Genomic DNA, 12981 nt, shown 5'->3' with positions numbered 1-12981 from the left:
GAGAGAGGACCTTCCCATGCGACTTCGCATGCTGGCGCCGGTCGTGGTGGCGGCGCTCGCCGCCGCGGCCACCGCCTGCGGCTCCGGCTCGGACGCCGCGTCCGGCAAGCAGACCGTGACCATGTGGGTGTATCCGATCATCCCGGACGAGGCCAAGCACAAGGCCTTCTGGGACGGCCAGATCGCCGCGTTCACCAAGGACAACCCGAACATCGACGTCAAGGTCGAGATCTACCCGTGGGCGAAGCGCGAGGAGTCGCTCACCACGGCGATCGCCGGCAGCAAGGGGCCCGACCTCGTCTATCTGATTCCCGACCAGATCCCGAAGTTCGCCAAGGCCATCGAGCCGGTCGACGCCTACCTGTCCGACACGGCCAAGGCGGACTACCGCGACAACGTCAAGCAGGCCGTCACCATCGACGGGAAGCTGATGGGCGCCCCGATCCTGATGGGCGCGAACCCGCTGATGTGCAACCAGAAGGTGCTCGACGCGGCCGGGGTGGAGGCTCCCAAGACCTGGGACGACGTGCTCGCGATCGCGCCGAAGCTCAAGGAGAAGGGCTTCGACGTCACCAACTACTACGCCGACCCCGGCGCCACGCTGAACCAGTCGTTCTATCCGCTGCTGTGGGAGGCGGGCGGCAGCGTGTTCACGCCCGACGGCGCCAAGGTGGCCTTCGACGGCCCCGAGGGGCTCAAGGCGCTGACCTTCCTCAAGACGCTGGCCGACAAGGGCTACGTCGAGAAGGACCTGCTCACCGGCATCCCCGCGTTCGAGCAGACGCACCTGGCGCAGAACAAGACGGCTTGTACCTGGCAGCAGGTGCCCGCGGACGTCGAGTCGTTCTGGGGCGCGGAGAACATCAAGATCTACCCGCCGCTGAGCGACGCCAAGCAGGTCGGCTACGGCTCCATCGGCGCGCTGTCGATGCTCAAGGGCTCCAAGGCCAAGGACGCCGCCGGCAAGTGGCTGGCCTTCGCCTCCGGTGCCGCCGTCACCAAGGCGTACGACACGGCCTCGGGCTTCTTCTCCCCGCAGAAGTCCACCGGCGCCCTCTACACAGAGGGGCCGAACGCCGAGATGGAGAAGACGCTCGACCTGATGCAGGGCGCGCCGCTGCACGACAAGGCGCGCGACGTCATGGGCGTGCTCGCGCCGGAGATCCAGGCCGCGCTGATCGGCCAGAAGAGCCCGCAGCAGGCTCTCACCGACGCCGCCACCGCGGCCAACGCCCTCATCGGCCAGTAGGCCGCCCCAGGAACGCCCGCCCGGCCGCCGTGACCCGAGCGGCCGGGCGGCGCGACAAGTTTCGAGACACCTGTGAGGTAAACCCGTGACGGTCACCGCGGAGGCGCGTCCGCGCCGAGTGACGGCCCGGCGCAGGTCGGCGGGCGCCCGGTACGAGGCCCGCTGGGGCCTGGCGTTCGTCCTGCCGTGCTTCCTGTTGTTCCTGGCCTTCCGGTTCGGCCCGGCCGTCGTGGGGACCTTACTCGGCTTCTTCGAGTACACGGTCGGCGACAGCCCGACGTTCGTCGGCCTGGACAACTTCCAGCGGATGCTGCACGATCCGCTCTTCTGGCAGGCGCTCAAGGTGACCGTGCTCTACACGGTGCTCTACCTGCCGTTGTCCGTCGGCGTGTCGGTGGGCCTGGCGCTGCTCGTGCGCCGGTCGTTCCGCGGCGTGCGGCTGTTCCGGTCGATCTTCTTCCTGCCGGTGATCACCAGCCTCGTGCTGGCGGCGACCATCTTCACCTGGTTGTTCTCCTCGTCGGGGCCGCTGGGCGAGCTGATCGGCGGCTCCTGGCTGGCCTCGCCGGTGCTCGTCATCCCCGCCCTGGTGATCGTGTCGGTCTGGTCCCGCTTCGGGTACGGCATGCTGATCGTCCTGGCCCGGCTCCAGGACGTGCCGCGCGAACTGGAGGAGGCGGCGCTCAGTGACGGCGCGGGGCCCTGGCAGCGCTTCCGCTACGTGGTCCTGCCGCAGCTGCGGCCGGCGATCTTCTTCCTGGCCGTGATCGAGACCACGAACTCCTTCCAGGTCTTCGACCTCGTCTACGTGATGACGAGCGGCGGCCCGGGACGCTCCAGCTACACCCTGGTCATGGACCTCTACGACCAGGGCTTCAAATACTTCGACCTCGGCTACGCCAGCGCCCTCGGCGTCGCCCTGTTCGTGCTCACTCTGTTCGTCGCGCTGATCCAGCGGCTGCTCATCGGGAGGGCCAAGTGACCGCATACCGAGCGCTGGAGCCGGGGCCCGCCGGCCGGATCGTACGGATCGTGCTCCTGAGCGTCGCCTCGATCGTCACGATCTTCCCGTTCTACGCGATGGTCGTGCTCAGCCTGAAGCCGGTGGCGGCCGTCGAGTTCCCCGGCAGCCTGCTGCCCTGGCCGCTGGCCACCGGGGCGTACGAGCGGGTGCTCGGCGGCGGCGACCTGCCGCTGTGGACGCTGAACACGCTGATCTACTCGGTGGTCAGCGTCGTGCTCGTGCTGCTGCTCGCCTCGCTGGCCGGATACGCCTTCGCCAAGAAGCGCTTCCCCGGCAAGGAGACCATGTTCTGGTCGTTCCTCGCGATGGTGATGGTGCCCTACCACGTGACGCTGATCCCGCTGTTCGTCCTGGTCGCCAACGCGGGCGGCGTGGACACCTTCTGGGGGCTCATCGTGCCGACCCTCGCCAACGCGCAGGCGGTCTTCCTGATGCGGCAGTTCATCGGCGCGCTGCCCGACGAGCTGTTCGAGGCGGCGCGGCTGGACGGCGCGTCGGAGTTGACGATCTTCGTCAGGATCGTGCTGCCCCTGTGCAAGCCGATCCTCGCCACGCTCGGCCTGTTCGTCTTCCTGTGGCACTGGAACGACTTCCTCTGGCCGCTGATCGTCGGGCAGAGCACCGGCATGCGCACGCTGACGGTGGGCATCGCGTCGCTGCAGGAGCAGAACGTGCCGCTCAACGTCGTGCTCGCGGGCGCGACCGTGGCCTTCGTCCCGATCTTCGCCGCCTATCTCGTGGGCCAGCGCTACCTCACCGAGGGCGTCACCATGTCTGGAATCAAGGGATAAATGATGTTCGACTCTGAATCCACCTTGGAAGACCGGTTGACGACGCCGTCCCCGGCCCTCGTCGCCTCTCTGGCCTCGGGCACGGGCGACCTGGTCGTGCTCGGCGCGGGCGGCAAGATGGGCCCCACGCTGTGCCGGCTGGCGCGGCGGGGCCTCGACGAGGCCGGCCGTACGGGCGACGCGGTGTGGGCGGTCTCGCGCTGGTCCGACCCCGCCGCTGCCCGCGACCTGGAGCGCCACGGCGTGCGGACGGTGACGTTCGATCTGATGGAGAACGCGGACCTGAGCACGCTGCCGGACGCCCGCGACGTGGTGTTCATGGTGGGGGCGAAGTTCGGCACCGCCGCCGCGCCCTACCTCGCCTGGGTGGTCAACGCCGCGCTGCCCGCGCGCGTCGCGGAGCGGTACGCCGGCGCGCGGATCGCGGCGTTCTCCACGGGGAACGTCTACCCGCTCACCGGCCTGGAGACCGGCGGCTGCGCCGAGACCGATCCGGCCGGGCCGGTCGGGGAGTACGCGATGAGCTGCCTCGGCCGGGAGCGGGTGTTCGAGCACGCGGCGCAGCGCGGCACCCCGGTGAGCCTGCTGCGCCTGAACTACGCCGTGGACCTGCGCTACGGCGTGCTCGCCGACATCGGTCAGACGGTGCTGTCGGGGTCGCCGGTGGACGTCACCACCGGTCACGTCAACGTCGTGTGGCAGGGCTACGCGAACGAGGTCGCGCTGCGCTCGCTGGAGCACGCGTCGTCCGACGCCTTCGTGCTCAACCTCACCGGCCCGGAGACCGCGTCGGTCCGGCGGATCGCGTCCCGCTTCGCCGAGCGGTTCGGCGTCGCCGTCGAGTCCACCGGCACCGAGGCGCGTACGGCCCTGCTCAGCGACGCCACGCGTTGCCACGCGCTGTTCGGCTACCCGGACGTTCCGCTGGGCACGCTGATCGACTGGCAGGCCGACTGGCTGGAGCGGGGACTGCCCGTGTCGGGCAAGCCCACCAAGTTCGCCGTGCGCGACGGGAGGTTCTGATGTCCCTGGCACCCCTGCTCGGTGGGGCGGTCATCCCCGCTCACCCGCTCGCCCTCACCGCGGACCGCACGCTCGACGAGCGCCGCCAGCGGGCCCTCACCCGCTACTACCTCGCGGCGGGCGCCGGCGGGATCGCCGTGGGCGTGCACACCACGCAGTTCGAGATCCGGGAGGCCGGGCTGCTGCGCCCGGTGCTGGAACTGGCGGCCGAGACCGTCGCCGCGAGCGGCCGCGCCGGGGACGTCGTGACCGTCGCGGGCGCCTGCGGCCCCCTCGCGCAGGCGGTCGCGGAGGCGGAGCTCGCGGCGGGCCTCGGGTACGACGCGGTGCTGCTGTCGCCGGTCGTCCCCGGGGCCACCGAGGCGGACCTGCTGGAGCGGGCGCGGGCGGTGGGCGAGGTGCTGCCCGTGATCGGGTTCTACCTGCAACGGGCCATCGGCGGCCCGGAGCTGTCCCGGGACTTCTGGCGGGCGCTCGCCGACCAGCCGTCCACCGTCGCGATCAAGGTCGCGCCGTTCGACCGCTACCGCACGCTGGAGGTCGCACACGGCGTCGCGGCATCGGACCGGCGTGAGGAGGTGGCGCTCTACACCGGCAACGACGACCACATCATCGGCGACCTGCTCGCCACGCTGCCCGGTGGGCTGCGGTTCCGCGGCGGCCTGCTCGGTCAGTGGGCGGTCTGGACCCGGGCCGCCGTGGCGATGGTCGAGCAGGTGTCCCGGGACCCCGCGGGGCTGGCGCGGAAGGCGCAGCAGCTCACCGACGCCAACGCGGCGGTGTTCGACGCCGCGCACGGCTTCGCCGGGTGCATCGCGGGCGTGCACGAGGTGCTCAGGCGGCAGGGCCTGCTCGCCGGCGTCTGGTGCCTGGACCCGGACGAGGGCCTGTCGCCGGGCCAGGCCGAGGAGCTGACCCGGGTGACGGCCGCCTACCCCTGGCTTGTGGACGACGACTTCGTGGCGGAGCACCTCGATGCCTGGCTCGCCTGACTCGCGCACGCTGGTCTGCGTGCCGCCGGACCTGCGCGCCCGGCTGTTCGGGCGGGAGCTCGGCGAAGCCCGCCTGCTCGACGACCCGGCCGACCGGGCCGCCCTGGCCGAGGCGCTTCCCGGCACGGAGATCCTTGTCACGGGCTGGGGAATGCCGGTGCTCGACGCGGCTCTGCTGGATCTCGCGCCGAGCCTGCGGCTGGTCGCCCACATCGGCGCCAGCGTCAAGTTCTTCGTCACCGGCGAGGTGTTCGCGCGGGGGATCAGGGTGACCCAGGCGGGGCAGGAGATGGCCCGCCCGGTCGCCGAGGTGGCACTCGCCTTCACCCTGTCCCTCCTGCACCGCATCCACCGTTTCGACCACGCGCTGCATGGGGGCGCCGACTGGCACACGGCGGAGCAGGCGCCGCCGCGGCACGAGATCCTGGGATGCCGGGTCGGGGTCGTCGGCGCCTCCCGCACCGGCCGGGCCTACCTGGAGCTGGTGCGCGCCCTCGGTGCGGAGACGGTGGTGAGCGACCCCTACTTCGCGGGGGAGTCCGGCGTGCCCGCTGTGCCGCTGGACGAACTGCTGGCCACGAGCAGGATCGTGGCCCTGCACGCGCCGGTGCTGCCGGAGACCAGGCACCTGCTCGGCGCGCGCGAGCTGGCGCTCATGCCCGACGGCGCGGGGCTGGTGAACACGGCCAGATCGTGGCTGGTGGACGAGGAGGCGCTCCTGGCGGAGCTGCGCACCGGCCGGATCGACGCCGCGCTCGACGTCTTCGACGCCGAGCCGCTGCCCGCGGACCACGGATTCAGGACCCTGCCGAATGTCCTCCTCACGCCGCACCAGGCGGCCGGGACCGTCGAGGCGCGGCGGCGCCAGGGCGCGCTCGTGCTGGACGAGATCCGACGCCACCGCGCGGGGCTCGCGCTGCGCCACGAGGTGACATCCCGGATGCTGGAGCGCATGGGGTGACCGAGGTCAGGACCGTGCGTGCGGACGAGGTGGCGTCCCTCTACAAGCTGTGGGCGCGGGCGTTCACCGCCTCTCACATCGTGCCGCTGTACGAGCAGGACGAGGGGCGCCTCGGCCGCACGTTCGTGGCCGCGGACGCCACCGGCCTGCTGGCCGTGGTGTACTGGCTGCCCCGCGAGGTGCGCGACGCCCGCGGCGGGGTCCAGCGGGTGGGCTGCCTGTCCAGCGTCGCGACGAGGCCGGATGCCCGGGGCAGGGGACTTGTCAGGCGCTTGCTCGCGACGGCGGCCGACGCGATGACGGCGGCCGGGTGCGCGTGGTCGCTGCTGTTCACCGGCACGCCGGGCGTCTACGCCGGTTCCGGCTGGCGGGTGTTCGACCGGCCGCGCGTGGACGGCCGCTTCGCCGCCGCTGCGCCTGCCGACCCCGGCTGGACCGTCGGACCGGCCGGGCTCGGCGACTGGCCGGTGCTCGCCGCGCTGCACGACCGGCACGATGACGGCCGTCCGCTCACCACCGTGCGTTCCGCCCGGGACTGGACCGGCCGCGTCCCGGTCTGGTACGGCCCGCCGCACGAGATCCTGCTGGTCCGCGAGCATGGCACGCCCATGGCGTACGCGGTGGTGGACTGGAACGCCGGAGACGTGGTCGAGGTGGCGCTCGCGGCCGACCGGGCGGCCGCGCCGCTGCTGCGCGCCGTGGCCGCCGAGGCCGGTGCGCGAGGCGTGCGGCCGGGACGCCTGCGCGCGCCGCTCGACCCTCCGGTCCGCGCCGCCCTGCCCCTCCTTTTCGAGGAGTGGGAGCGCCGGGGCGAGCAGAACGGTATGGCCAGGCCGCTGCTGCTGGAGGAACCCGAGGTCAGGGCCGTCGTCGAGCACCCGCGCGCCGTGCACTGGACTGCCGACTACTTCTGACCGCCACCGCCGTAGAAGGTTAAAGTGCTACCAGAACCTTGTTCTCTTTCTGGAAGGGTGGCGCCAATGCCTGCTGGTGAGGGTCTCGATGGTGGAGGGTCCGAGCTGAGGTTCGACGGGAGGGTGGCGGTCGTCACCGGAGCCGGCCACGGGCTGGGCCGGTCGCACGCGCTGCTGCTCGGCCGGCGCGGGGCGAAGGTCGTCGTCAACGACCTCGGCGGTGCCCTCGACGGCTCCGGCGCGTCCTCCGGCCCGGCGGCGGAGGTCGCCGAACTGATCGTGAAGGACGGTGGAGAGGCGGTGGCCAGCACCGACAACGTCGCCACCCCGGAGGGCGCGGAGGCGATCGTGCGGACGGCGCTCGACGCGTTCGGCCGCGTCGACGTCGTCGTCAACAACGCCGGCATCCTGCGCGACCGTTCGTTCGGGAAGATGACGGTCGAGGAGTTCGACGCCGTGATCGCCGTGCACGTGCGCGGCTCGTTCCTGGTCAGCCGCGCGGCGTTCCCGCACATGAAGGAGCAGGCGTACGGGCGGATCGTGAACACCTCCTCGCCCGCCGGGCTGTTCGGCAACTTCGGCCAGGCCAACTACTCGACGGCCAAGATGGGCCTGGTGGGCCTGACCAAGACGCTCGGCATCGAGGGCGCGCGGGCGAACATCAAGGCCAACGCGATCGCCCCCGTCGCGTGGACGCGGATGACCGAGACGCTGCTGCCCGCGGAGTTCGAGAGCAGGTTCACCCCCGAGCGGGTCAGCCCGCTGGTGGCGTACCTGGCCCATGAGAGCTGCGAGACCAGCGGCGAGGTGTTCTCGGTCGGGGCCGGGCGGATCGCCCGGGTCTTCGTGGCCGAGGGGCCGGGCTGGCGGACCGACGACCTCACCATCGAGGCGATCCGCGACAACTGGGAGGCCGTCATGGCCGAGCAGCCCTATCTCCCGACGAAGCTGGGCGAGCAGGCGGGCGCCTCCCTGCAGGCGATGCTCTGACCCCCTCTCGCCGCGCCCGGCCGGGCCGTCAGAGCTCCTCGGCCTGCTCGGCCGGGCCGATGAGATCGCGGGACAGGTCCCCCGGCCGCCGGGGCGCGGGCGCGCGGCCGGGCGGCTGCCTGACCCGCAGGTCCGGGAAGGGCGGCGGCGCGTTGCGCCGGGCCTGCGGCTGCGCGCCGAGCGCCACCTCCTCGCCGTGGTGCGACAGCGTGAGGGGCGGGCCGTGCAGGAGCCGGTACGTCGTGCCTGCCGGGGTGACGTCGATCCGCAGGAGGCGGCCCCGGTAGCGGACGCGGAAGGTGAGCCGGGTGATGCCCGAGGGCAGGCGGGGGGCGAAGCAGATCCGCCCCTCGCGTGCCCGCATGCCGCCGAACCCCGCCACCAGCGCGATCCACGCCCCCGCCAGCGAGGCCATGTGGACGCCGTCGCGGGTGTTGTGCTCCAGGTCGCGCAGGTCCATCAGTGCGGCCTCGCCGAGATAGGCGTAGGCGAGGTCGAGCTGCCCCACCTCGGCGGCGAGCACGGCCTGGGTGCAGGACGACAGCGAGGAGTCCCGCACGGTCAGCGCCTCGTAGTAGGCGAAGTTGCGCGCCTTCTGCCCGGGCGTGAACGCCTCGCCGCACAGGTGCATGGCCAGCACGAGGTCGGCCTGCTTGACGACCTGCTTGCGGTACAGGTCGAAATAGGGGAAGTGGAGCAGCAGCGGATACTGCTCGGGTTCGGTGCCCGCGAAGTCCCAGACCGCGTGCCCGGTGAACCCCTCGCTCTGCTCGTGGACCCCCAGCCGCTCGTCGTACGGCAGGTGCATGGCCGCGGCGGCGTCGCGCCACACGGCCGTCTCCTCCAGCGTGACCCCGAGCCGCTCGGCCCGGTCGCGGTGGCGTACGGCCACCGCGGCGGCGGCCCGCAGGTTCCGCTGGGCCATGAGGTTGGTGTAGACGTTGTTGTCCGCGACGGCGCTGTACTCGTCCGGGCCGGTCACGCCGTCGATGCGGTAGCGGCCCTCGGCGTCGTGGTGGCCGAGCGCGCACCACAGCCGGGCGGTCGCGACGAGCAGCGGCAGGCCGATGTCCCGCTCGAAGTCGGTGTCCTCCGTCGCGTCGACGTACCGCGTGACCGCGGCGGCGATGTCGGCGTTGACGTGGAAGGCCGCCGTGCCCGCCGGCCAGTATCCCGAGCACTCCTCGCCGTTGATCGTCCGCCAGGGGAAGGCGCCCCCGGCCAGCCCGAGCTGCTCGGCCCGCGCCTGGGCGAGGGGCAGGATCGAGGCGCGCCACGTCAGGGCGTCGGCGGCGGCCCGGGGGTAGGTGTAGGTGGCCACCGGCAGCACGAAGCTCTCGGTGTCCCAGAACGCGTGCCCGTCGTAGCCGGAGCCGGTCAGCCCCTTGCCGGGGATGGGCCGCCGCTCCAGCCGGGCGCCCGCCTGGAGCAGGTGGAACAGCCCGAAGCGCACGGCCTGCTGCACCTCGGCGTCGCCCTCGACCTCGACGTCCGCGCCCGCCCAGAAGTCGTCGAGGAAGGCACGCTGCTCGGCGCACAGGCCGTCCCACCCGGTGAGCCGGGCCGCCGCCAGCGCCGCCACGACCTGGTCGTGCATCGCGGGCCGGGACCGCTTGGCCGACCAGCCGTAGGCGAAGAACTTGTCCAGCCGCAGCCGCTCGCCCGGCACGAGCCGGGTGGCGATCGTGACCCGGCTGACGTTGCCGCCGCCGTCGCACTCGACGCGGGTGCCGTCCGGGCCGTCGATCTCGTGACGCATCGCCGCCGCGACCCGCAGCCGGCTGGCCCTGGTGGAGTGGACCAGGACGCACACGTTGTTGCGTGCGGCGACGTTCTCCTCCAGCACCAGCGGCGCCTCCAGCGCGGCGGCGGCGCGGGGATCGGCGGTCGGCGGCGGCACGGTCTCGTTGGCCACCAGCTCCGACTGGACGACCACGTTGAGCGGCTGGTCCACCGGCTCCACCTCGTAGCGGACCGCGGCCACGGCCCGGTGGGTGAACGACACGAGCCGGGTCGAGGTGACGCGCACCTGCGCCCCGGTCGGAGAACTCCAGCAGACCTTCCGGGTGAGCGTGCCCGCCCGCAGGTCGAGGACCCGCTCGTGTGAGTGCAGCGTGCCGTAGCGGACGTCGAACGGCTCGTCGTCCACGAGCAGCCGGATCAGCTTGCCGTTGGTGACGTTGACGACCGTCTGGCCGGACTCGGGGTAGCCGTAGCCCGCCTCGGCGTACGGCAGCGGGCGCAGTTCGTAGAAGGAGTTGAGGTAGGTGCCCGGCAGCCCGTAGGGCTCGCCCTCGTCGAGGTTGCCGCGCAGCCCGATGTGCCCGTTGGACAGCGCGAACACCGACTCGGTCTGGGCGAGCACGTCGGTGTGCAGGTGACACTCCCGCACCGACCACGGCTCGACGATGAAGGCGGGATGCTTGATCATTTGTCGTCCAGCAGTTCGGAGAGGTCCGTCACCACAACGTCGGCGCCGTTGTCCCGCAGGGCTTCGGCCTGATGCCCGCGGTCCACGCCCACCACCACGGCGAAGCCGCCCGCGCGCCCGGCGGCGACCCCCGCGAGCGCGTCCTCGAACACCGCGGCCTCGGCCGGCGCGAGCCCGAGCGTCTCGGCGGCGGCGAGGAACATGTCGGGGGCGGGCTTGCCGGCCAGGCCGCGATCCCTGGCCACCTCGCCGTCGATCCGCGCGTCGAACATGTCCTCAAGCCCGGCCGCGGCGAGCACGCGCGCGGTGTTGGCGCTGCTGGAGACGACCGCGCGGCGCAGCCCGGCGTCGCGGACGGCGCGCAGGTAGCGCACCGAGCCCTCGAAGACCTCCACGCCCTGCCGGTCGAGGATCGCCTGGACCAGCTCGTTCTTGCGGTTGCTCAGGCCGTTGACGGTGGGCATGCCCGGCGGGTCGTCCGGTTTGCCCTCGGGCAGGTCGATGCCCCGGGCCCGCAGGAATCCCCGCGTGCCGTCCAGGCGCTTCCTGCCGTCGACATACCGCTCGTAGTCGCCGGTCTCGTCGAAGGGCGCGAAGGGCGTGCCGGTGGCGACCGCCCGGTCGCGCAGGTATTCGTCGAACATCTCCTTCCACGCCGCGGCGTGGATCCGGGCCGTGCGCGTGAGCACCCCGTCCATGTCGAACAGGCAGCCGCGCACCTCATCAGGCAACCCCAGCATGCGCCCTCCAACCATCCTCCTGCACTCCTACCCCGTACGCAGTGGACGTGACTTTTGTTGATTTCAGCGAAAGATTGCATCACATCGATAAAAGGTCTTCCCTGATCAGGAGAAAAGAGGTACGTTTCCAGCCAATCACCGGGACGCGGAGGCGTACGTGAAGAGGACGACCATCAGGCCGGAGAACGTCCATCAGGCCGCGCTCCTGCGGTTGCTGAGGGACGGCGGGCGTTCCCGCGCCGAACTCAGCGACGTGGTGGACCTGTCACGGTCGAAGCTCAACGTCGAGCTGGACCGGCTGGTCGAGCTGGGCCTCGCCGAGCCCGACGGACTGGCCGCCTCGCGAGGCGGCAGGCGTTCGGGACGCGTACGACTGGCCCGTGACATCCGGTTCGCCGGGATCGACATCGGCGCCACCTCGATCGACGTCGCGGTCACCGACGGAGAGCTCGAGGTGCTCGGCCACCTGAGCGAGCCCTGCGACATCAGAGAGGGGCCCGCCGTCGTGCTCGACCGGGCCATCGAACTGCTCGGCAAGCTGAGCAGGGACGGGCTTTTCACCGATCTCAGCGGCGCCGGCATCGGCGTCCCCGGGCCGGTGAGCTTCGCGGAAGGCGTTCCGGTGGTGCCGCCGATCATGCCGGGCTGGGACCGCTACCCGGTCAGGGAGACGGTCGGGCAGGCATTGTGCTGCCCCACGGTGGTCGACAACGACGTCAACATCATGGCCCTCGGGGAGCTGCACGCCGGTCTCGCGCGGCACGTCGACGACTTCCTGCTCGTCAAGATCGGCACCGGTATCGGCTGTGGCATCGTGGTGGACAGCAAGATCTACCGCGGGGTCTCCGGCAGCGCCGGCGACATCGGCCACATCCGGGTGGACGACCTCGGGCCGGTCTGCTCCTGCGGCAACTCCGGATGTCTGGAGGCGTACTTCGGCGGCGCCGCGCTGGCGCGCGAGGCCGTCGCGGTGGCCCGCTCGGGCGGCTCGCCCTACCTGGCCGAGCGGCTCGCGGTCGCGGGCACGCTGACGGCCGAGGACGTCGCCGCCGCGGCGGCGCAGGGCGACGCGGGCGCGATCGGGCTGATCCGCGACGGCGGGCGCCGGGTGGGCCAGGTGCTGGCGAGCCTGGTCAGCTTCTTCAACCCCGGCCTCGTGATCATCGCGGGTGGCGTGGCCAAGCTCGGCCACGTGCTGCTCGCGGAGATCAGAAGCGTCGTCTACCGCAGGTCGCTGCCGCTCGCCACCGGAAACCTGCCGATCGTGCTGTCCGAACTCGGCGACACCGCGGGTGTCATCGGCGCCACCCGCCTTATCAGCGATCACGTCTACTCCGCCAACTGATCATCGTTGGGAGACCCCCATGGGAGACGAAAACCCCCTGCTCCAAATGAGGGGGATCGTCAAGCAGTTCCCCGGCGTACGCGCGCTGGACGGCGTGGACCTTGAGGTCAGGGCCGGCGAGGTGCACTGCCTGCTCGGCCAGAACGGCGCCGGGAAGTCCACGCTCATCAAGATCTTGTCGGGTGCTCATGCGCCGGATGAGGGGGAGGTGTTGCTGGATGGTTCGCCGGTGCGGCTGGCGCCGCCGACCGCGGCGATGGGCCACGGCATCGCCACTATTTATCAGGAGCTCGACCTGGTCGACGGGTTGAGCGTGACGGAGAACATCTTCTTGGGCCATGAGATGGCCAGTTTCGGGTTTTCCCGGCGGGCCGAGGCCGATCGGGCGACGGCTGAGTTGCTGGGGCGGTTGGGGCATGGGGAGATCCGGCCTCGTACCGAGGTGGGCCGGTTGTCTCCGGCGCACAAGCAGATCGTGAGCATGGCTCGGGCGTTGTCGCATTCGGCTCGGTTGATCATCA

Annotated in this window: 12 protein-coding genes; 10 read left to right on the top strand and 2 right to left on the bottom strand. The window is 71.7% G+C overall.

The features are described 5' to 3' along the window. Positions 1-16 precede the first annotated feature (16 nt). The 8 genes from HHX35_RS39060 (at position 17) to HHX35_RS39025 (ending at position 7944) form a co-directional block, all read left to right on the top strand. Positions 17-1249, top strand: coding sequence for a sugar ABC transporter substrate-binding protein (locus HHX35_RS39060; protein WP_182903635.1), 1233 nt, complete (start codon positions 17-19; stop codon positions 1247-1249). 85 nt (positions 1250-1334) lie between these two features. Next, positions 1335-2231: a carbohydrate ABC transporter permease gene (locus HHX35_RS39055; RefSeq protein WP_182903634.1), complete on the top strand. Its 897-nt coding sequence runs from the start codon at positions 1335-1337 to the stop codon at positions 2229-2231. After that, positions 2228-3064, top strand: a complete 837-nt coding sequence (locus HHX35_RS39050) for a carbohydrate ABC transporter permease (RefSeq protein WP_220506394.1) — start codon at positions 2228-2230, stop codon at positions 3062-3064. The genes HHX35_RS39055 and HHX35_RS39050 overlap by 4 nt, the downstream gene beginning before the upstream one ends. Next, positions 3065-4087, top strand: coding sequence for an NAD(P)-dependent oxidoreductase (locus tag HHX35_RS39045; RefSeq protein ID WP_220506393.1), 1023 nt, complete (start codon positions 3065-3067; stop codon positions 4085-4087). Next, entirely contained in the window at positions 4087-5079 is a 993-nt protein-coding gene (locus HHX35_RS39040) for a dihydrodipicolinate synthase family protein (RefSeq protein ID WP_182903633.1), read from the top strand. Before HHX35_RS39045 ends, HHX35_RS39040 begins: the two co-directional genes overlap by 1 nt. Continuing rightward, complete coding sequence (locus tag HHX35_RS39035; RefSeq protein ID WP_182903632.1) at positions 5063-6040, top strand: hydroxyacid dehydrogenase; 978 nt, start codon at positions 5063-5065, stop codon at positions 6038-6040. The genes HHX35_RS39040 and HHX35_RS39035 overlap by 17 nt, the downstream gene beginning before the upstream one ends. Further along, complete coding sequence (locus tag HHX35_RS39030) at positions 6037-6954, top strand: GNAT family N-acetyltransferase (protein ID WP_182903631.1); 918 nt, start codon at positions 6037-6039, stop codon at positions 6952-6954. Before HHX35_RS39035 ends, HHX35_RS39030 begins: the two co-directional genes overlap by 4 nt. A 66-nt stretch (positions 6955-7020) precedes the next feature. Next, positions 7021-7944 (top strand): SDR family oxidoreductase, encoded by a 924-nt coding sequence (locus HHX35_RS39025; RefSeq protein ID WP_182903630.1) that lies wholly within the window; start codon positions 7021-7023, stop codon positions 7942-7944. A gap of 28 nt (positions 7945-7972) precedes the next feature. On the opposite strand, the gene HHX35_RS39020 is transcribed toward HHX35_RS39025, so the two are convergent. Further along, positions 7973-10375, bottom strand: a complete 2403-nt coding sequence (locus HHX35_RS39020; RefSeq protein WP_182903629.1) for a glycoside hydrolase family 65 protein — start codon at positions 10373-10375, stop codon at positions 7973-7975. Continuing rightward, positions 10372-11115: a beta-phosphoglucomutase family hydrolase gene (locus tag HHX35_RS39015; protein ID WP_182903628.1), complete on the bottom strand. Its 744-nt coding sequence runs from the start codon at positions 11113-11115 to the stop codon at positions 10372-10374. Before HHX35_RS39015 ends, HHX35_RS39020 begins: the two co-directional genes overlap by 4 nt. A 157-nt stretch (positions 11116-11272) precedes the next feature. On the opposite strand from HHX35_RS39015, the gene HHX35_RS39010 reads away from it, so the two are divergent. After that, positions 11273-12460 carry an ROK family transcriptional regulator gene (locus HHX35_RS39010; RefSeq protein ID WP_182903627.1) on the top strand — a complete coding sequence of 396 codons (1188 nt, stop codon included), beginning with the start codon at positions 11273-11275 and terminating at the stop codon, positions 12458-12460. Between the two features lie 19 nt (positions 12461-12479). Then, positions 12480-12981 (top strand): ATP-binding cassette domain-containing protein (locus HHX35_RS39005; RefSeq protein ID WP_182903626.1); only part of this gene is annotated, 502 nt, incomplete at its 3' end.

Source organism: Microbispora sp. H10830 (assembly GCF_014161375.1).
Lineage (GTDB): Bacteria > Actinomycetota > Actinomycetes > Streptosporangiales > Streptosporangiaceae > Microbispora > Microbispora catharanthi.
Note: the sequence above shows the minus strand (reverse complement) of the source record. Positions and strands in the feature narration are given on the sequence as shown.